General features: G+C 67.0%; 19 protein-coding genes and 1 pseudogene. 7 read left to right on the forward strand and 13 right to left on the reverse strand.

Annotated features, from left to right (window positions below; genetic code table 11):
• Window positions 1-61 precede the first annotated feature (61 nt).
• Window positions 62-376 (forward strand): annotated as a pseudogene (gene trxA / locus ACILR9_RS04770) (thioredoxin TrxA); the annotation flags it as partial.
• A 15-nt stretch (window positions 377-391) separates the two neighbouring features.
• Window positions 392-1,423 (forward strand): alpha/beta hydrolase family protein, encoded by a 1,032-nt coding sequence (locus tag ACILR9_RS04775; RefSeq protein ID WP_395708798.1) that lies wholly within the window; start codon window positions 392-394, stop codon window positions 1,421-1,423.
• 303 nt (window positions 1,424-1,726) lie between these two features.
• Here the strand turns inward: ACILR9_RS04775 and ACILR9_RS04780 are convergent, their stop codons facing one another.
• From ACILR9_RS04780 to ACILR9_RS04790, 3 genes are all read right to left on the reverse strand, one after another.
• Complete coding sequence (locus ACILR9_RS04780) at window positions 1,727-3,022, reverse strand: bifunctional folylpolyglutamate synthase/dihydrofolate synthase (protein ID WP_395708750.1); 1,296 nt, start codon at window positions 3,020-3,022, stop codon at window positions 1,727-1,729.
• 228 nt (window positions 3,023-3,250) lie between these two features.
• A complete protein-coding gene (gene accD, locus ACILR9_RS04785; protein WP_395708751.1) occupies window positions 3,251-4,135 on the reverse strand; it encodes an acetyl-CoA carboxylase, carboxyltransferase subunit beta in 885 nt (294 codons plus the stop codon).
• A 60-nt stretch (window positions 4,136-4,195) separates the two neighbouring features.
• Window positions 4,196-5,410 carry a D-alanyl-D-alanine carboxypeptidase family protein gene (locus ACILR9_RS04790; protein ID WP_395708752.1) on the reverse strand — a complete coding sequence of 405 codons (1,215 nt, stop codon included), beginning with the start codon at window positions 5,408-5,410 and terminating at the stop codon, window positions 4,196-4,198.
• Between the two features lie 70 nt (window positions 5,411-5,480).
• Between ACILR9_RS04790 and ACILR9_RS04795 the strand changes: the two genes are divergently transcribed.
• A complete protein-coding gene (locus ACILR9_RS04795; protein WP_395708753.1) occupies window positions 5,481-6,137 on the forward strand; it encodes an MBL fold metallo-hydrolase in 657 nt (218 codons plus the stop codon).
• Between the two features lie 204 nt (window positions 6,138-6,341).
• On the opposite strand, the gene ACILR9_RS04800 is transcribed toward ACILR9_RS04795, so the two are convergent.
• Window positions 6,342-7,247 (reverse strand): polysaccharide deacetylase family protein, encoded by a 906-nt coding sequence (locus ACILR9_RS04800; protein ID WP_395708754.1) that lies wholly within the window; start codon window positions 7,245-7,247, stop codon window positions 6,342-6,344.
• Window positions 7,248-7,317: 70 nt separating this feature from the next.
• On the opposite strand from ACILR9_RS04800, the gene ACILR9_RS04805 reads away from it, so the two are divergent.
• Both ACILR9_RS04805 and ACILR9_RS04810 read left to right on the forward strand, forming a co-directional pair.
• Entirely contained in the window at window positions 7,318-8,343 is a 1,026-nt protein-coding gene (locus ACILR9_RS04805) for an LLM class flavin-dependent oxidoreductase (protein WP_395708755.1), read from the forward strand.
• Window positions 8,344-8,354: 11 nt separating this feature from the next.
• Complete coding sequence (locus ACILR9_RS04810) at window positions 8,355-9,569, forward strand: CaiB/BaiF CoA transferase family protein (protein WP_395708756.1); 1,215 nt, start codon at window positions 8,355-8,357, stop codon at window positions 9,567-9,569.
• A 24-nt stretch (window positions 9,570-9,593) separates the two neighbouring features.
• Here ACILR9_RS04810 and ACILR9_RS04815 read toward each other — a convergent pair whose 3' ends face one another.
• A complete protein-coding gene (locus ACILR9_RS04815; RefSeq protein ID WP_395708757.1) occupies window positions 9,594-10,466 on the reverse strand; it encodes an HpcH/HpaI aldolase/citrate lyase family protein in 873 nt (290 codons plus the stop codon).
• Window positions 10,467-10,748: 282 nt separating this feature from the next.
• On the opposite strand from ACILR9_RS04815, the gene ACILR9_RS04820 reads away from it, so the two are divergent.
• Entirely contained in the window at window positions 10,749-11,267 is a 519-nt protein-coding gene (locus tag ACILR9_RS04820) for a DUF1993 family protein (protein WP_395708758.1), read from the forward strand.
• 104 nt (window positions 11,268-11,371) lie between these two features.
• Here the strand turns inward: ACILR9_RS04820 and ACILR9_RS04825 are convergent, their stop codons facing one another.
• Window positions 11,372-11,776, reverse strand: coding sequence for a cupin domain-containing protein (locus tag ACILR9_RS04825; protein WP_395708759.1), 405 nt, complete (start codon window positions 11,774-11,776; stop codon window positions 11,372-11,374).
• Between ACILR9_RS04825 and ACILR9_RS04830 the strand changes: the two genes are divergently transcribed.
• Window positions 11,775-11,930, forward strand: coding sequence for a hypothetical protein (locus ACILR9_RS04830; protein ID WP_395708760.1), 156 nt, complete (start codon window positions 11,775-11,777; stop codon window positions 11,928-11,930). The genes ACILR9_RS04825 and ACILR9_RS04830 overlap by 2 nt on opposite strands.
• 30 nt (window positions 11,931-11,960) lie before the next feature.
• Here the strand turns inward: ACILR9_RS04830 and ACILR9_RS04835 are convergent, their stop codons facing one another.
• From ACILR9_RS04835 to ACILR9_RS04865, 7 genes are all read right to left on the reverse strand, one after another.
• Window positions 11,961-12,944 (reverse strand): D-2-hydroxyacid dehydrogenase, encoded by a 984-nt coding sequence (locus tag ACILR9_RS04835; RefSeq protein ID WP_395708761.1) that lies wholly within the window; start codon window positions 12,942-12,944, stop codon window positions 11,961-11,963.
• Window positions 12,945-12,962: 18 nt separating this feature from the next.
• Complete coding sequence (locus ACILR9_RS04840) at window positions 12,963-13,736, reverse strand: hypothetical protein (protein WP_395708762.1); 774 nt, start codon at window positions 13,734-13,736, stop codon at window positions 12,963-12,965.
• A gap of 14 nt (window positions 13,737-13,750) precedes the next feature.
• Window positions 13,751-14,422, reverse strand: coding sequence for a glycoside hydrolase family 25 protein (locus tag ACILR9_RS04845; RefSeq protein ID WP_395708763.1), 672 nt, complete (start codon window positions 14,420-14,422; stop codon window positions 13,751-13,753).
• Window positions 14,423-14,737: 315 nt separating this feature from the next.
• Window positions 14,738-15,112: a hypothetical protein gene (locus ACILR9_RS04850; protein ID WP_395708764.1), complete on the reverse strand. Its 375-nt coding sequence runs from the start codon at window positions 15,110-15,112 to the stop codon at window positions 14,738-14,740.
• Window positions 15,113-15,238: 126 nt separating this feature from the next.
• The gene (trpA, locus tag ACILR9_RS04855; protein ID WP_395708765.1) at window positions 15,239-16,072 is read right to left on the reverse strand and encodes a tryptophan synthase subunit alpha; all 834 of its coding nucleotides are present in this window, start codon (window positions 16,070-16,072) and stop codon (window positions 15,239-15,241) included.
• Window positions 16,073-16,074: 2 nt separating this feature from the next.
• Window positions 16,075-17,289, reverse strand: a complete 1,215-nt coding sequence (gene trpB, locus ACILR9_RS04860) for a tryptophan synthase subunit beta (protein ID WP_395708766.1) — start codon at window positions 17,287-17,289, stop codon at window positions 16,075-16,077.
• Window positions 17,290-17,382: 93 nt separating this feature from the next.
• Window positions 17,383-17,928 carry a RidA family protein gene (locus ACILR9_RS04865; protein ID WP_395708767.1) on the reverse strand — a complete coding sequence of 182 codons (546 nt, stop codon included), beginning with the start codon at window positions 17,926-17,928 and terminating at the stop codon, window positions 17,383-17,385.
• Between the last annotated feature and the right edge of the window lie 3 nt (window positions 17,929-17,931).

Genomic DNA, 17,931 nt, shown 5'->3' on the forward strand with positions numbered 1-17,931 from the left:
TCTTGCGCAAGGGCGGCGCCGGTCGATCGACCGGCCTGATTTGTTTTTGGGAGAAGTCCGGATGACCGTCAAAGCAACCGATGCCTCGTTCGAGCAGGAAGTCCTGAAGTCGGACACCCCCGTCCTGGTCGACTTCTGGGCCGAATGGTGCGGCCCGTGCCGCATGATCGGCCCGTCGCTCGAGGACATCGCCAAGGAGATGGACGGCAAGCTCAAGGTCGTGAAGCTCAACATCGACGAGAACCCGATGGCGCCGACGCGCTACGGCGTGCGCTCGATCCCGACCCTGCTGCTGTTCAAGAACGGCCAGGTCGCCGCCACCAAGATCGGCGCCGAGCCGAAGCAGAAGCTGGTGAGCTGGATCAACACCGTCGTTTGCGCAGTCTCCGACATGAGGTCGCTGGCCGCCGCCGTTCTGGCGTTGCTCGGCTTGGCCCTGCTTGCACGCAGCGCGACGAGCGCCGATCCCGACTATGCGTCGCCGGGGCTTTTCACCGTACGGCAGATCGACGAGACCTGGACCGACGACGCACGGCAACGCGACATCCCGGTGCGCATCCGCTTGCCTGACAGTCGCGAACGGGTGCCGGTCATCGTGTTCTCGCACGGGTTGGGCGGCTCGCGCGACGGCGGCCGGGAATGGGGCGAGCACTGGGCGAGCCGCGGTTTTGCCGTGATCCACGTGCAGCATGCCGGCAGCGACGAAGCCTTGTGGAAGGACAAGCCTCCCGGCGAACGCTTCAGCGGCCTGCGCAGCGGCGCCACTCTGCAGCAGTTCCTTGCGCGCATCGCCGACATCAAGTTCGTCGTTGCCGACCTCGGCAGGAGGCAATCGGCCGGCGATGCTCTCGCCACGCGCCTGAACCTCGACCGTCTCGGCATGAGCGGTCACTCGTTCGGCGCCGTCACGACCTTGTTTCTGGGTGGCCAACGACCCGCCCCGGGAATCGCCGATCGCCTGGCCGCCGGCTTGCCCGAAAGCCGGTTCGCCGCGTTTCTCGCCTTCAGCCCGCAGGCCCTGGGCGCCGATCCCGAGCATCAATTCTCGGCTTTCGGGCGCCCCGCCCTGCTGATCACGGGCACGCTCGATGGCCGGCCCTTCCCGGGGCTCGGGGCGACGGTCGAGCAGCGCCTGGTCCCATTCGCCGCCATGCCCGCGACCGGCAACAAGTTCTTTCTCGTGATCAACCAGGCCGACCACATGTTCTTCAACGGCACGCGCGGTTTGCGCGATATCGGCGTCGGCGGCCGCGAGACGATCGATTTCGCCGCGGTCGAGTCACGCGGCTACGCCCTGATCAAGGCCGTCTCCACCGCCTATTGGCTGACCTATCTGCGCGATGACGGCGCCGCCTTCAGCTGGTTGAAGGCCGGCGACGCGGCGTCTCTCGTCGCCGGCAACGCAACGCTCGAGATGAAGTGAGCGCTTCGCGCCGCTCGCTCACGCTCTTCCGGACCGCGAGCGCCCCGCTCGCTCAGGCTCATGAGCGAGCGGCACGCTCGTTGGTGTGGACGGCCCCCCGACGGCATCGATGTGCCAAGGTGAGGTCGTTGAAATCTCACACCAGGGGAGCCGTCCATGGCGAAGATAGCACGGATAGGGGTCGATACATCGAAGAGCGTTTTCCAGGTGCACCGCTCGCGGTCAGGAGAAGCATGAGGCTAGCCGTTGCGGGCCAGGACCGTGCCGGCGACGTAGGGCGAGCGGTCCGGAAGAGCATGAGGACTAGCCGTTGCGGGCCAGGACCGTGCCGGCGACGTAGAGCGAGCCGCAGATCAGGATGCGCAGCGGCGCGGGCTGGGTGGCGAGCAGATCCTCCAGCGCCGACGCGATGTCGGTGGCGGGGATACAATCGAGGCCGACGTCATTGGCGCGCGCCGAGGCTTCGTGCGGCGTGTAGGCGGAATGGCCTTCGATCGGCACGGCACGCGCGCCGAGCGCATGGCGCGCCAGCGGCCGCAGGAAGCCCATGGCATCCTTGGTCGTCAGCATGCCGAACACGAGATAAAGCGGCAGCGGCGCCGGCTCCTTGGCCCATTCCACGGCCTGGCGGGCGAGCGCGATACCGCAATCCTCGTTGTGGCCGCCATCGAGCCACAGCTCGCAGCCCGGCAGCAGAGCATCGACCAGCGGCCCGCGCCTCAGCTGCTGCAGGCGCGCCGGCCAGTCGACCGAGGTGAGGCCTTTCACGATCGCCGCATCGTCGACGCGAAGCCGCGTCGCGCGCAGCCGCTCGATGCAGGCGACGGCGGTCGCCGCATTGTCGAGCTGGTGCACGCCGACCAGCGTCGGCGCCGGCAGGTCGAGCCCGGTGAGGTCGCTCTCGTAACGGAAGCCAGATTCGGCGGGCGTCATCTGCCATTCGCGGCCGAGACGGAACAGCGGCGCGGCGAGCCGGGCCGCCTCCTCGGCGATCACGCCGGCGCAGACGTCGCGCTGGCGGCCGATCACCGCCGGCACGGCATGCTTCAGGATGCCGGCCTTCTCGCGCGCGATGCCGTCGAGCTTGTCGCCCAGGAAGCCGGTGTGATCGTAGCCGATCGGCGTGATCGCCGACAGCACCGGATCGATCACGTTGGTGGCGTCGTGCCGGCCGCCCAGCCCGACCTCGATCACCGCAAGATCGGCCGGCACGCGCGCGAACGCCAGATAAGCCGCCGCCGTGGTGATCTCGAAGAAGGTGATCGGCCTCTCGCCGTTGGCCTGCTCGCACTCGGTGATCAGCCCGTCGAGCGCATCGTCGTCGATGATCTCGCCGGCGACACGAATGCGCTCGTTGAAGCGCACCAGATGCGGCGAGGTGTAGACGTGCACGCGATAGCCGGCCGCCTCGGTCATGGCGCGCAGGTAGGCGACCAGCGAGCCCTTGCCGTTGGTGCCGGCGACATGGACCGCCGGCGGCAGCCGGCGCTGCGGATTGCCCAGCCTGTCGAGCAGCATCTCGATGCGCCCGAGCCCGAGATCGATCGAGCGCGGATGCAGCCGCATGACACGCTCGACCAGGGGGTCGATCAGGGTCATGTGACGTGCGCGCGCCTCCCCAGCTTCGCTGGGGAGGTGTCGGCGTCTTCGCCGACGGAGGGGTCATGAGCCGCGCACCCCGCTCCAGTGGCCCTCATGCTCTTCCTACAACCAAGTCGAAGAGTGCCACTGGAGTGACGCGCTCCGGCCATGACGCCCATGACCCCTCCGCCCCGTAGACGGGGCACCTCCCCAGCGGAGCTTGGGAGGAGAAGGGAGAAGCCATCCTCATCGCGCCGCGACCGCCGCTTGCGGCGGCGCGCTCGACTCCATCAGGAGCGCGATCAGCCGGACCAGGGTCTCGCGCATCTTGTGGCGATGCACGACAGCGTCGACCATGCCGTGCTCGAGCAGGTACTCCGAGCGCTGGAAACCCTCCGGCAGTTCCTGGCGGATGGTGTCCTGGATGACGCGCTGGCCGGCGAAGCCGATGATGGCGTCGGGCTCGGCGAGATGGATGTCGCCCAGCATGGCAAACGAGGCCGACACGCCGCCGGTCGTCGGATCGGTCAGCACGACGATGTAGGGCAGGCCGGCCTGCTTGACCTTGCGCACGGCGATGGTGGTGCGCGTGAGCTGCATCAGCGACAGGATTCCTTCCTGCATGCGCGCGCCGCCCGAGGCCGAGAACACGATCAGCGGCGCCTTGCGCGCGACGGCGAGCTCGGCCGCCATCACCAGCCCCTCGCCGACCGCCGTGCCCATCGAGCCGCCCATGAATCCGAAATCGAGCAGCGCCACCACAGCGGCCCGCCCGCCCATGGTGCCGCTCGCCACGACCAGCGCGTCGGTCGCGCCCTCGGATTTGGCCTGCGCTTCCTTGAGCTGCGCATCGTAACGCTTGGTGTGGCGGAACTTCAGCGGATCGGCGATGACGCGCGGTATCGGATGGATCTCGAACTTGCCGTCGTCGAACAGGTGAGGCAGCCGTTTCATCGGCCGAATCCGCATGTGATGGCCGCAATGCGTGCACACTTCCTGGTTAGCCTCCCAGTCGCGCATGAACAGCATCTGTTCGCACTTGGGGCACTTCAGCCAGAGATTCTCCGGCGCCTCCTTGCGGGCGACCAGGGCTCGCAGCTTGGGCCGGACGAAATTGGTCAGCCAGTTCATGGGCGCGGCCAGTTCATGGGCGCGGTATGGCACGAATGCCGGGGCCGGCCAAGCCGACCTTCAGCGCCAGAAACCGCCGAACGGGGCGACGAATTCCTCGGGTTTCTTCACTTGGCAGAACAGCTTGCGCTTGACGTAGTCGGCACACAGCTGTTGGGCGGCGGCCGGCTCGAGATCGGCGATGATGGCGGCCTGCCGGGTCACCTTGTTGGCGGTCACCGGCAGGATGTACTCCTTGCCGAGCCGGGCGATGCCGAGCCGGGCCAGATCGGACTGCCCGACGTCGTAGACGTGACGGGCGCTCTTCCAGTCGGGATAGGTGCCGAGCCAGACCGCGTCACCCGGCATGTCGTAGCGGATGGTTCCGCACTCACCCTGCGGCAACACCGTGGCCGGCCCGCCGGTGCCGTTGCGCACCTGCCAGATCTTGGGCCGGTTGCCGCCGGTCTTCAGCGCATAGGCCTCGTCGAGCAGGCGGACCAGGAACTCGTCGCGCAGGTCGGCGCGGCGGAAGCCGAACGCCACGCCGATCAGCCGCCGCCCGTCGCGCACGGCGCTGCCGACGATGTTGAAGCCCGAGGCGCAGATGAAGCCGGTCTTCAGCCCGTCGGCATAGGGCGCATAGAGATCGAGGAACTTCATGCCGGGCCCGATCCGCGTCTTGCCGAGCAGGAATTCCTGGGTGTGGAAGTAGCCGTAATATTCCGGGAACTGCTTGACCAGGGACATGGCGAGCATCGCCATGTCGCGCGCCGTGGTGATCTGGTTCGGATCAGGCCAGCCGCTGGCGTTGCGGAACTGGGTGGCGTTCATGCCGAGCCGCGCCGCCGTCTCGGTCATGCGCAGCGCAAAGGCCGGGGTCGAGCCGGAGATCAGCTCGCCCAGCGCCATCGCCGTGTCGTTGGCCGAGCGCGCCACCAGCGACTGCAGCGCCTGCTCGACCGTGATCGTCTGGCCGGGGCCGACGCCGAGCTTGGAGGGCGGTTGGGACCGCGCATGCTCGGAGAACGGCACCGGGGTCGCCAGAGTCAGCCGGCCCGCCTTCAGCTCCTCGAAGACGATGTACATCGTCATCATCTTGGTGAGCGAGGCGGGATACCAGAAGGTGCCGGCATTGCGCTCCAGCAGGGTCTCGCCGGTCACGGCATCGACCACCACGTAGGGGCCGGCCTGGACCGGGCCTGAGGGCGAAGCCACCGCCGCGATCTGGGCCCGCGCCGGGGCCAGGGAGGAGCCGATCAGACCGAGCAGGCAGAGCAGGAGTCGCAGGTTCATTGCCACCGACGCATGGAGGGCCGCACCATACGCCCTTCCGCCCGGCCGCGGGAGGCATTAGATCGGTGCCATGCTCAAGGTCATGATCGCCCCCGTCACCCCGTTCCAGCAGAACTGCTCCATCATCTGGTGCGACGAGACCATGCAGGGCGCCGCCGTCGATCCGGGCGGCGATTTCGACCATCTGCAGCAGGAGATCGACCAGCAGGGCATCCGGGTCGCCAAGGTGCTGCTGACCCACGGCCATGTCGACCACGCCTCGGCCGCCGGCACCATGGCCGACCATTACGGCGTCAAGATCGAGGGCCCGCACCGCGACGACCTCTATCTGATCGAGGGCCTGCCCGACTCGGGTCGCAAATACAATTTCCCGGCCTACAAGCCGTTCGTGCCCGACCGCTGGCTGGACAATGGCGAGACGGTGAGCCTGGGCAACCTCACCTTCGACGTCGTGCACTGCCCGGGCCACACGCCGGGCCATGTCGTGTTCGTGCACCGCCCATCCAAGGTGGCGTTTGTCGGTGACGTGCTGTTCCGCGGCTCGATCGGCCGCACCGATTTTCCGCGCGGCAACCACGAGCAGCTGCTCGGCTCGATCCGCCACCGCCTGTGGCCGTTCGGCGACGACATCACCTTCGTGCCCGGCCACGGCCAGACCTCGACCTTCGGCTGGGAGCGCAAGACCAACCCCTACGTCGCCGACCTGCTGTTCGACGACGAAGAATAGAGCCACCTGAGCGGCGCGCTCCTGGGCGCCACTCCGGTGGTGCTCATGCTCTTCAATTTGGACCGCGGGCCTCTTGCCCGCTCTTCTCATAAGCCATGAGCGGGCGAGACTCCCGCGGTCCAGCGAAGACTCGCAGGCGACTACGTTACGGCAATCGTGGCTTCGCCGCGGCGTCCACAAGCTGCGCGGCCTCCGCCGTGAACGTCATCGGGTTCCGGCATCGGCCGGCACCTGTGTGCGATACCAGTCGAGGATCTCGGCGCCGGTCCACATGACGACGCCGTCGTGGCCGAGAATGTGGTCGTACAGCATCTCGAGGTACTTGATGCGGTGCGGCACGCCGGTGAGATAGGGGTGAATCGAGATCGCCATCACGCGCGGCGTCTTGGCGCCGTCGAGATGGAGCCGGTCGAAGTGATCGCGGCCGCGTTGGAATATCTCGTCCGACCGCTGCTGCTGGACGGCGCTGATCACGACGTCGTTGATCTCCACGGTGTAGGGAACCGAGACGATCCCGCCGCTCCGCGTGCGCAGCGGAACCGGCTGCTCGTCGAGCACCCAGTCGGCGACGTACTCGATGCCGGCTTCGGCCAGGAGATCGAGCGTCTCGTCGGTCTCGGTGAGGCCGGGACTTTCCCAACCGCGCGGCGGCTTGCCGGTGAGGTCGGTGATTGCCCCGATCGTGTCGGCAATGGCGGCGCGCTGGTCCTCGACCTTGTGCATGGGCCGCTGCACGTGGCCATGCCCCATGAACTCCCAGCCGGCCTCTTGCGCCGCGACGCAGGCTTCCTGATAGAGCGTGCACGCCGTCCCGTTCACCGCAAACGTCGCCTTGAGGCCGCGCTCGCCCAGCACCTCGAGAAAGCGCCAGAAGCCGACTCGCATTCCATACTCGTGCCACGCCCAGTTCGGCACGTCGGGCAGCAACGGCTGACCCATCGGCGGCGGCAGCACGGCGCGCGGCATCGGCCCGAGCGGACTCCAATTCTCGACATTGACGATCGTCCACACCGCGACGCGCGCGCCGCCTGGCAGCTGCAGGCGCGGCCGCCCGTGGATGGGGGCATAGGCAACGCGGTCGCGGATGCTACCGCCGTGTTCCTGCGGCATCGTTGCCTCTCGGTGCTCGTGTTCTTCTGGACCGCGGGCGTCTCGCCCGCTCATGATCATGAGCATCAGGATGACCAATCTCACTTACGGTCTGTTCGTGCGCGGCCAGTATCATGCCGGCGACGACATGAGGAAGCGGTTCGAGGAAGTGAAGGCGCAGGTGCGCCTGGCCGACCAGCTCGGCTTCTCCGACCTGCTGACCGGCATGCACTATGCGGCGGCGCCCTTGCAGCAGTACCAGCTGATCCCGTTGCTGGCGCGCCTGCTGGCCGAGACCGAGCGCATGCGCATCATCACCGGCATCATCCTGTTGTCGCTGCACAAGCCAATCGATATCGCCGAGCAGCTCGCGACGCTCGACGTCATGTCGGACGGGCGTCTGGTGTTCGGCGCCGGGCTGGGTTACCGCGACGTCGAGTTCAAGGCCTTCGGCACCACGGCGCAGGAGCGCGTGCAGCGCCTGGAGGAGAATCTCGAGGCCATCAGGCGCCTGTGGACCGAGACCGACGTCTCGATGAAGGGATCGCACTTCGAGCTCGATCGCGCCACGGTGTCGCTGAGGCCGGTGCAGAAGCCCCATCCGCCGATCTGGCTCGGCGCCAATGCCGATACGGCGGTGCGGCGCGCCGCGCGCCTGGCCGACACCTGGTTCATCAACCCGCACCAGCGCATGGACACGATCGAGCGCCAGCTGTCGATCTACAAGAAGGCCCTGGACGAGCTCGGCAGGCCGATGCCCGCCGAGCTGCCGCTGATGCGCGAGATCTTCGTGGCGCGCACGCGCGCAGAGGCGATCCGATTGGCGCGCCCGTACCTCGAGGAGAAATACAAGGTCTACCAGCAGTGGGGACAGCAGAAGGCGATGCCGAAGGGCGACGACGACCTCTCGCTCGCCTTCGACGAGCTCACCCGCGATCGCTTTCTGCTGGGATCGCCCGACGAGGTCACGGAGCAGATCGTCGGCTACAACCGGCGCCTGGGCGTCAACCGCATGATCCTGTCCGTGCACTGGGTCGGCATGCCGCATGCGCAGGTGGTCGACACCATGAGCCTGTTCGCTACCGAGGTCATGCCGAAGGTGGCGCAGGCCTTGTGAGGAACCGTATCGTGTCCGACAGTGCTGCCAACAATCGCCCGCTCGCCGGGCTGCGCGTCATCGACATCGCCACCTACATCGCGGCGCCGTACTGCGCGACCATCATGGCGGAGTTCGGCGCCGAGGTGATCAAGGTCGAGCAGCCCAAGGTCGGCGACCCGTGCCGCCGGCTCGGCACCGTCAGCGAGTGCGGCGACACGCTGGTCTGGCTGTCGGAAGCGCGCAACAAGAAGTCGGTGACGCTGAACCTCAAGTCGCCCAAGGGGGCGGACCTCCTCAAGCAGCTGGTCGCCAAGGCCGACGCGCTGACCGAGAACTTCCAGCCGGGCACGCTGGAAGGCTGGGGTCTCGGCTGGAACGTGCTGAGCGTCGTCAATCCGCGCCTCGTGATGCTGCGCGTCTCGGGCTACGGGCAGACCGGGCCCTACAGCCACAAACCCGGCTTCGGGCGGATCGGCAACGCCTTCGGCGGCATCTCCTACCTGGCCGGCGATCCGGACGGGCCGCCGGTGACGCCAGGCTCGGCAACGCTGGCGGACTACATGGCCGGCCTCTACGGCGCGCTCGGGGTGATGATGGCGCTGCGCGGACGCGACGCGACCGGCCGCGGCCAGCAGATCGACATCGGGCTTTACGAGCCGATCTTCCGCATCCTCGACGAGATGGCCCCTGCCTATGACAGGGTCGGCTTCATCCGCCAGCGCATGGGTGCCGCGGCCCCCAACGTCTGTCCGCACAGCCACTACCAGACCGGCGACGGACGCTGGATCGCCATTGCCTGCACCAACGACAAGATCTTCGCGCGCATGGCCCGGCTGATGGGTTGCCCCGAGGTGGCCGGCGACGGCATCTACGGGACCATCGCCAAACGCGAGAAGCAACGCCCCGCGGTCGACGGCCTCGTCGCCGCGTGGGCGAAGCAGCAGACGCAACAGGAAGCGGTACGCCTGTGCGACGCGGCGGAAGTGCCCTGCGGCATCGTGGCGTCGGTCGACGAGCTGTTCCGTGACCCGCACTACGCGGCGCGCGGCAACATCGCCCGCGTTAGCGACCGGCGCGCCGGAGAGCTCGCCGTGCCGAACGTGGTGCCGCGCCTCACCGACACGCCGGGCGGCGTCGACACGCTGGGGCCCGGCCTCGGCCAGCACAACGCAGAGGTCTACGGCAGGCTGCTGGGAATGACGCTGGCGGATTTGCAGAAGCTGGAGAGCGAAGGCGTGATCTGAGAGAGCGCGAACCAGAGAACCAGCCTACGTCACCGCGTCGGCGGCGCGGGCTGCGTCGAGGGTGCGCCGGGCCTTGTAGACGATCGGGTAGTCGATGAAGAAGCCGTCGAGCTGGATCGACGAGGACCCTGCACGCTCCGCCTCCTCGAACGCCGCGACGACACGTTTCGCAAAGGCGATCTCCTTCCCGGTCGGCGTGAAGGCGCGATTCACCAGCTCGACCTGCGGCGGGTAGATGCACATCTTGCCCTGGAATCCGAGCTGCCTTGCCCGCCTTGCGGAGCTCGCGAGACCGTCGAGATCCTTGATGTGCACCCACACCGTATCGATCGGCGCTTCGAGGCTGCCGGCACGGGACGCCACGACCATCTCCGCCCGCGCATGCTCGAGCTCGCTCTCGCCCCGCGTCCACTCCATGTTCACGTCGAGGGTATAGTCCCCGGCGCCGAAGGCCATGCGCTTGACTCGCGTGCCCGCGTCAGCGATGGCGCACGCGTTGGCGATACCCTTCGCCGTTTCGATGATCGGGATGATGTCGATGCCGCCAAGCGGCATGCCGCGCTCGCGCTCGAGCGATCCGACCAGCCAGTCGAACGCCATGATCTGCTCGCGGCTCTCGACCATCGGCAGGATGATGCCGTCGAGCCCCGGACCGACCACGGCCGCCGCGTCGCCATAGCAGAACTCGGTGGCGAAGGCGTTGACCCGGATGTAGGCGCCGCCGCGGCGCGGCCGCCTCAACGCCTCGGCGACGAGCGCGCGGGTCGCGACCTTCTCGGCCCTGGCGACCGCATCTTCCAGGTCTAGGATCACGTTGTCGGCGCCGCAGCCGAAGACTTTATCGACCTTCCGTGCATGGTTGCCGGGAGCGAAAAGAAAGCTGCGATACGCGGGCATGGCGTTTCCGTCAGAAGATCGCCGATGATGCCAAAGCGATCGGGACAGGGCAAACCAGCGGCGAGGACGGGGCTGCGGCGCTTCACCCGCCTGACCAACGCTTTCTCAAAGAAGGTCGAGAACCACTTCTTCGGGTCTGGCCATCTACAGGCTTCTCTTTCTTCAACCGCGCGTCAAGGAATCGGGCCGACTTTCAAGCTGACCCACTACCGACGGGTTGGCACGACGGCCACGCTCCGCCTATGGTCCTGCCTTCGAGGTCCCTGACGACGGAGCTATCTCATGGCGTATTCCCTGTATGATGCAGCCGTAACCCCCTGCATCCAGCAACTCGGCGCGCTGGCCGGCATCATCGACAAGGCCGCGGCGCATTGTGCCGCCAACAAGATCGAGGAAGCCGCGCTGCTGCAGGACCGACTGTATCCCGACATGTTCTGCCTCGCCCGGCAGCTCCGTCAGTCGGCGGATTTCGCCATGAATACCGGCGGCCGCCTGGCGGGCGTTGCTCCCCCCGCCCTGCCGGCCGTGGACGACGCCAGCTTCGCCGCTGCCAAGAGCCGCGTCGAGACCGCCCTGGGCTTCGTGAAGTCGCTGACACGCGCCCAGGTCGACGGTGCGGAAGACAAGGTCATCGCCTGGAGCGCCGGTGGCAACGAGCGGAAGTTGAAGGGCAACGACTACCTGCAGCAATTCGCGCTGCCGAATTTCTTCTTCTTCGTGACGACGGCCTACGACATCCTGCGCCACCGCGGCGTGCCGGTCGGCAAGCGGGACTTCCTCGGCCCGGTCAACTGGCTTTAAAGGCACGACTTCCCGCCGGGCTGTTTCCAGCCCAGAGGGTGCCTCGGTTCATGAGCATCAGGTGGGCCAGGCCGCCGACCTGCAGCGCCCCGGCGAGAGTCAGCTCAGTCTTTTGCCGGCGTCTTGCCGTAGTCGGCGTCGCTCACCGGTTCGAGCCACGTTGTCGCCTGGCCTTTTTCGTCGGTCTCCGACATGGCGAGATGGCACATCATCGTGTCCGGCGCCGAGCCGTGCCAATGCCGCGCGTTGGGCGGGATCACCACCGTGTCGCCCGGCCGGATTTCCTGAACCGGCTGCCCGTCCAGCTGGTAGCGGCCGACGCCGGACAGCACGTGGAGGATCTGTCCGACCGCATGCTGATGCCAGTTGGTGCGGCCACCCGGCATGAAGGTCACGCGCGACGCGCGCAGCCGCGAGGGGCCCTCGGGCGCCCATACCGGATCGGACATCACCGGACCGACGAAGTTTGCTGCTTCCGCCTTGGATGTCGGGCGGGTCGAGGCACGCATGATCCTGGGCTTCAACGTCTTCTCCCTTGGCAACGGCAGCCTGCTGCCGGCTATGGTGCGTCAACAGTCCCATCTTTCCGCTGCCCTGTCGACGGGCCGCAAATCAGGTATGGCGCTCTTCATTCCTCCCCAACCAAGTTGGGGAGGAGAATGAAGAATTCGCCAATATGCCGATCCCCTACGGTCAGAACCAGGACGCCTTGTCGACTTGATTGCGCAATGGGTGCCCGGCGCCGAAGGCGCGGCAATTGTCCGCCATGATCTCGAACCGTCGCTCGTCGAGGTATGGTCCGTGTCCCGCCATGTGCGGCGTAAGCAGCACGTTGGGCAATCCCCACAGCGGATGCCCGCTCGGCAACGGTTCCTGCTCGTAGACGTCGAGCGCGGCGCCGGCAATCTCGCCTGACCGCAGCGCCGCGACCAGGTCATCGAGCCTGGTCGTCATGCCGCGGCCGATGTTGATGAAGAAGGCCGACCGCTTCATGCGCTGGAAGCGGGCACGATTGAAGAAGCCTTCGGTCGCCGGCGTATGGGGCACCGTCAGGATGACGAAGTCAGCGCGCGGCAGCAGATCATCCAGTGCATCCGGCGGATGCAGCTCGGTGACGCCGTCAGGCGCTGTTGTCCGGCGCGCATCGGTTGCCAGCACGGTCACGCCGAACGCTGCGAGCAGGCGCGCGGCTTCGGCACCGATGCCGCCCACGCCGACGATCAGGGCCGTCGCCTCCGGCAGATGCACGACATCGCCGGCCTCCAGCGGGCTCTTCTTCCACTCGCGGCGCAGCTGTTGCGGAATGAACACGTGCAGCCCGCGGGCAAACGCCAGCACGAACGCCAGGATGTGGGCGCCGATATGGTCGTTGAAGATCTCGCGGAAATTCGTCACGGACACCGGGTGGGCCACCAGCTCGGGATAGTAGTAGCCAGCCGCCGGCGCCGCCTGGGGGGCCTGCAGCCATCGCAGGTTCCTGGCCTTCGACAGGAGCTCCTTGCCGAGCCAGCCGAATGCCGCCTCCGCGTCGACGATCTCGCGTGCGGCGGTCTCCTCATCCTCGGCAACGACGACGCGGACCTCCGGCGCGGCTTCCGCCAGGCGCTTGGCCCAGCCACGGGTGGTGTCCGTCTGCGGCGGCAGCATGACGAACTTGAAGGAATTCCGGCTGATCATGGCGGGACCTCTCTCTCCTCACGCGAGCCTGTACTGCCTCTGAAAAAATGCCGAATGCACTCCACCGTCGGGCGGCCTGGCGGCGATGTGCTGCGTGACCTGGGAATTTTCCGAGCTGTTGCCGGCGACCATCAGCATGGCATGGTTCACTGGAATCGTCCTGAGAATCCCCCGCTTCAGCAGAGCATCAAAAATGAACTCCGGCTCCCCCTCCGGAACAGAAATCCAATACCGCAGCGCCTTGAGCATGCTCTGCGTTTCAGGATCGAACGCCCTGTAGTCACCGGCGACATAGTGCGTCCCCAGGGTTTCGATCCTGGCAATGCAGATCGGCTCTCCCGCGCCATCCGGATCCTCGGCGCTATGGTCGGTATGCAGGCCATGCGGCTGGGGAACCGTGAACCTGCCATACGCATAGTGCCCTTTGCGGTAGCGCGCCGACGGAACGAGCACGCCCATCATGTCATCGACATCGTCGTTATAGAGACGCGCGTAATGCGCCATCGTGTCCGAGGATCCCTTGTCGACCTTCGCGGCAAGCCAACTGTCGTCGACATATACCGTCTCGACATCGTCGAACTGCTTGGCGCCTTCACGAATCGCCCTGCTTGCGGCCTCGCGAAAGCGGGCAATCGGCATAGGCAAACAAGCATGCGCTTCGCGGTCGTTGAAATCGGCATGCAGGCATTCGAGGAGAGACCATTGGTCGGACGAGAACTGCAGCGGTTCCAGTATCCTTAGCCTGGGCCGCAGGGCCGCCCAGGCCCGATGAAGAGATGTCATGGCCGTCATATCCGTACGTCTGCTCAGCTGGCCGCGCTCCAGAGACGAAAAAGCGCAGTCGCATCACCGTTGAACAGGTTGCGATCGCAATGGCTGACGCCGCGCACGATGCTGGTCTGGCCATAGGCGGGGCGGCTATCGGTCTCGTCTCCCGCGTACTGCCAGAGCCGCCAGCCTGTTGCCTCCCAGGCAAGCGGTATCTCGGGCGAGTCGTGGTAGTCGGCGACCCACAGGCCGCAGCGCGCGAGAATCGATGCCGGCGTGATGCGGGCGCCAAGGCTGAGGCCCGAGTTGGGCAGCGGGTCGCCATTGGCCCAGGTCGGATGCACGTAGACCATCGGCAGCCGGCCCGTCGCCGCGGCCACCGCCTGCACGAACTCCTCGGCCTGCTCGAGCCTCATGGAGCTCGACGGATTGTTCTCGTTGGCCTCGAGGTCGAGGCAAAGCAGGGTCCTGGGTCCGGGCCGCGACACGGACAGGAAGAACGCCGCCTGCTGCGCGCCCGGCGACTGCCCCGTGCCGAAATGATAGGTCCCCCACAGCAAACCCGCCGCCTCGGCCGCGGGACGCCTCGCGGCGCACGCCGCGTCGACATAGTCGCCGCCTTCGGTCGCCTTATGGATGACGGCGAGGATATTGCTCTGGCGCACCAGTCGGAAGTCGGAGACGGCGACGCTTCGACTGATGTCGATCACCGCGTCCAATCCCAGCGACGCACGATCCGGCGGCGGGGGTGCGAGGGGATACTGATAGGGCGGCCGCAACGGCGCCTGGGGGGAACTGCAACCGGCCGCCGCTGAAGCCGCCAAGCCCGAAAGAGCGCTCCGGCGTGAAATCATGCGCCGACAGTAAGGCGTTGAGCGCGCGCGGCAAGTCGGTCGTCGCAAGAGTTACGCCGTGTTCACTTCAAATCTTTCGGCGTCATGGTCTTCTGGACCGCGGGCGTCCCGCCCGCTCATGAGCTTGAGCAGGCGGGACGCCCGCGGCCCATTGGAATTGAACGATCCGGTTCACCGCCCGAGCGATGCCTGCACGGCGCGCTGGCCCGCGATAACGGCGGGCGGCAGGCCGATATCGGCGGCAGCCAGGGGTGCATAGCGCTTGTGCACGTAGTCGATGCCATGGCGCAGCATTGCCTTGGTGAAGCGCACCGTTTTGTCGGCGAGTGCCGCCACGACGTCGGGCGAGCGTTGCTCGATCGGCCGCCAGAACGCCTCGAGCTCGACATGCGCGACCAGAGGAAGCCCGCAGGCCAGGGCGCCGAGCGCATACGACAGGCATTCCTCTTCCCAGCGATCAGGCTCGCGCCGCTCGGCATCGAGATGATCGAGCGCGGCAATGAAAGAGCCGTGAAGCCTGTCGTTGCGGTCGATCGTGCCGTCCATGCGCATCCTCCTCCGCTGATTGGAGGCCTGCATATGGGATGGCGAGATGACCTGCCAATGACGGAGTCGCACTACGCCAAGATTGGTCACAGCATCGCGGTGCGAGCCGCAGCGATGCTGAGAAATCTACGCCTTGCGCACGCTGCGCACGCCTTGGGCCAGGCTCCGCACGTAGTCGAGAACGCCCGGTACGAGACCGGACCTGGCCTTGCCATCGGCGCCGAGCCCTGCCTTGACACGGTCGACGATAGCCGAGCCGACAACGGCTGCGTCGGCATGACGCGCAACGGCGACCGCCTGTTCCGGGGTCTTGATGCCGAAGCCGACACCGACCGGCAGCGCCGTGTGACGTCGGATGCGCGCGACATGCGCGGCGACGGATTCCTCGGTCGCCGACTTGGTTCCGGTGATGCCCAGCACCGAGACGAAATAGACGAAGCCCGACGAATACTTCAGGACGGCGGGCAGCCGCTTGTCGTCGGTGGTCGGCGCAGTCAGCAGCACGGTATCGAGCCCGTGCGCGACGGCGTATGGCTTGAGCTCGTCGGCTTCCTCGGGCGGCAGATCGACCAGGATGAAACCGTCGACCCCGGCCTCGGCCGCTTGGCTGCAGAAGCGCTCCGCGCCGCGCTGGTAGACGAGATTGTAGTAGCCCATCAGCAGGATCGGCGTGTCCTTGTCGCCCGCCTCGCGGCGAAAGCGGCGCACCATGTCGAAGGTCGCGTCGACCGTGATGCCGGCCTTGAGCGCACGCTGGCCGGCAAGCTGGACCGACGGTCCGTCGGCCATCGGATCGGTGAACGGCATGCCGAGCTCGATCAGGTCAGCGCCAGCCTCGGGCAGCCCCTTCAGGATCTCGTAGCTGGTCGCGAGGTCGGGATCGCCGGCAGAGACGTAGGCGATCAGACCGGCGCGCTTGTCGGCCGCGAGCCGGGCAAAGCGCTGGGTGATGCGGCTCATGGCTAGACCTTCATGCCCAGCCGCTGGGCGACGGCGAACACGTCCTTGTCGCCGCGGCCGCACAGATTCATCACCAGCAGATTGTCCTTGGGCAGGGTCGGCGCGAGCTTGGTGACATGGGCCAGCGCATGCGCCGGCTCGAGGGCGGGAATGATGCCCTCGAGCTTGCACAGCAGCTGGAAGGCTTCGAGCGCCTCCTCGTCGGTCGCCGACACGTACTCGACGCGCCCCAGCTCCTTCAGCCAGGAATGCTCGGGGCCGATGCCGGGATAGTCGAGGCCGGCCGAGATCGAATGCGCCTCGATGATCTGGCCCTCGTCGTCCTGCAGGAGATAGGTGCGGTTGCCGTGCAGCACGCCCGGACGTCCGCCGGTCAGCGACGCGGCATGCTCGCCGGTCTCGACGCCCTTGCCGCCCGCCTCGACGCCGACGATGCGCACGCCCGTGTCGTCGAGGAAGGGATGGAACAGGCCCATCGCATTCGAGCCGCCGCCGATGCAGGCGACCAGCGTGTCGGGCAGGCGGCCTTCCGCTTCCATCATCTGGCTGCGGACCTCGTCGCCGATCACGCACTGGAAGTCGCGCACCATCGCCGGGTAGGGATGCGGTCCAGCCACCGTGCCGATGCAGTAGAAGGTCGTCTCGCAGGTCGCCACCCAGTCGCGCAGCGCCTCGTTCATGGCATCCTTGAGTGTCGCCGACCCGGCGGTCACCGGCCGCACCTCGGCGCCCAGCATCTTCATGCGCACGACGTTGGGCGCCTGGCGGTCGACATCGACCGCGCCCATGAACACCACGCAGGGAATGTCGAACAGCGCACAGGCTGTAGCCGTGGCGACGCCGTGCTGGCCGGCGCCGGTCTCGGCGATCACCCGCGTCTTGCCCATGCGCCTGGCCAGCAGCACCTGGCCCAGCACGTTGTTGATCTTGTGACTGCCGGTGTGGTTCAGCTCGTCGCGCTTGAAATAGATCCTGGCGCCGCCGAGACGGCGGGTCAGGCGCTCGGCGAAATAGAGCGGGCTCGGCCGGCCGGCATAATGCGTCAGCAGATAGGTCAGCTCGCCCCTGAACTGCTCGTCCGCTTTGGCCTCGTTGTAGGCCTTCTCCAGCTCGAGGATCAGCGGCATCAGCGTCTCGGCGACGTAGCGGCCGCCGAAGAGACCGAAATGCCCGCGCTCGTCGGGGCCGATGCGGAAGCTGTTGGGGGACGTGGCCATCGCGGTTCCTGAAAAGACACTTCATCCATCCCTCCGGGGGTGGAGGGATGGATGGGCCTTAGCAGCCCCGGCTGGGGTCGGTCAAAAGATGCCCTACCTGCGCTTGGCCTTGGTGGACTTTCTCTTGGCCCCGACCGCCGATTTGCGCGATGCCGCGGCCGCGCTGCCGCGCGCCGGCCCGGCATTGACCTCGACGATCACCTCGATCTCGACGGGAATGCCGCGCGGCAGCGAGCCCATGCCGACCGCCGAGCGGGCATGCCGGCCACGATCGCCGAACACGGTGACGAACAGGTCCGAGCAGCCATTGATCACCTCAGGCTGCTCGCCGAACTCGGGCGTGGCATTGACCATGCCCAACACCTTGACGATGCGCTTGACGCGATCGAGGTCGCCCAGCTCCGCCTTCATCACGGCGATCAGGCTCAAGCCCGTCTGCCGCGCGAATTCATAGCCCTGCTCCCTGGTAAAGTCGCGGCCGACCTTGCCGACCGGCAGCGGATGGCCGGGCAGGCCCGGTCCCTTGCCGGCGAGATACAGCAGGTTTCCGGTGCGCACGGCGTTGACGTAGTTGGCCATCGGCGCGGTGGGCATCGTGAGCTCGATGCCGAGCTCCTTCAGCCGTCGTTCAGTCTTCATCGC

Origin of the sequence: Reyranella sp. (assembly GCF_044224635.1) — a bacterium.
In the GTDB taxonomy this organism is placed as follows: Bacteria; Pseudomonadota; Alphaproteobacteria; order Reyranellales; family Reyranellaceae; genus Reyranella.

What these genes read in the sequence shown, in the direction of transcription:
- ACILR9_RS04775 (WP_395708798.1), top strand. Translation starts at nt 392, where the DNA reads ATGAGGTCGCTGGCCGCCGCCGTTCTGGCGTTGCTCGGCTTGGCCCTG.
- ACILR9_RS04780 (WP_395708750.1), bottom strand. Translation starts at nt 3,022, where the DNA reads ATGACCCTGATCGACCCCCTGGTCGAGCGTGTCATGCGGCTGCATCCG.
- accD (WP_395708751.1), bottom strand. Translation starts at nt 4,135, where the DNA reads ATGAACTGGCTGACCAATTTCGTCCGGCCCAAGCTGCGAGCCCTGGTC.
- ACILR9_RS04790 (WP_395708752.1), bottom strand. Translation starts at nt 5,410, where the DNA reads ATGAACCTGCGACTCCTGCTCTGCCTGCTCGGTCTGATCGGCTCCTCC.
- ACILR9_RS04795 (WP_395708753.1), top strand. Translation starts at nt 5,481, where the DNA reads ATGCTCAAGGTCATGATCGCCCCCGTCACCCCGTTCCAGCAGAACTGC.
- ACILR9_RS04800 (WP_395708754.1), bottom strand. Translation starts at nt 7,247, where the DNA reads ATGCCGCAGGAACACGGCGGTAGCATCCGCGACCGCGTTGCCTATGCC.
- ACILR9_RS04805 (WP_395708755.1), top strand. Translation starts at nt 7,318, where the DNA reads ATGACCAATCTCACTTACGGTCTGTTCGTGCGCGGCCAGTATCATGCC.
- ACILR9_RS04815 (WP_395708757.1), bottom strand. Translation starts at nt 10,466, where the DNA reads ATGCCCGCGTATCGCAGCTTTCTTTTCGCTCCCGGCAACCATGCACGG.
- ACILR9_RS04820 (WP_395708758.1), top strand. Translation starts at nt 10,749, where the DNA reads ATGGCGTATTCCCTGTATGATGCAGCCGTAACCCCCTGCATCCAGCAA.
- ACILR9_RS04830 (WP_395708760.1), top strand. Translation starts at nt 11,775, where the DNA reads ATGATCCTGGGCTTCAACGTCTTCTCCCTTGGCAACGGCAGCCTGCTG.
- ACILR9_RS04825 (WP_395708759.1), bottom strand. Translation starts at nt 11,776, where the DNA reads ATGCGTGCCTCGACCCGCCCGACATCCAAGGCGGAAGCAGCAAACTTC.
- ACILR9_RS04835 (WP_395708761.1), bottom strand. Translation starts at nt 12,944, where the DNA reads ATGATCAGCCGGAATTCCTTCAAGTTCGTCATGCTGCCGCCGCAGACG.
- ACILR9_RS04840 (WP_395708762.1), bottom strand. Translation starts at nt 13,736, where the DNA reads ATGACGGCCATGACATCTCTTCATCGGGCCTGGGCGGCCCTGCGGCCC.
- ACILR9_RS04850 (WP_395708764.1), bottom strand. Translation starts at nt 15,112, where the DNA reads ATGGACGGCACGATCGACCGCAACGACAGGCTTCACGGCTCTTTCATT.
- trpA (WP_395708765.1), bottom strand. Translation starts at nt 16,072, where the DNA reads ATGAGCCGCATCACCCAGCGCTTTGCCCGGCTCGCGGCCGACAAGCGC.
- trpB (WP_395708766.1), bottom strand. Translation starts at nt 17,289, where the DNA reads ATGGCCACGTCCCCCAACAGCTTCCGCATCGGCCCCGACGAGCGCGGG.
- ACILR9_RS04865 (WP_395708767.1), bottom strand. Translation starts at nt 17,928, where the DNA reads ATGAAGACTGAACGACGGCTGAAGGAGCTCGGCATCGAGCTCACGATG.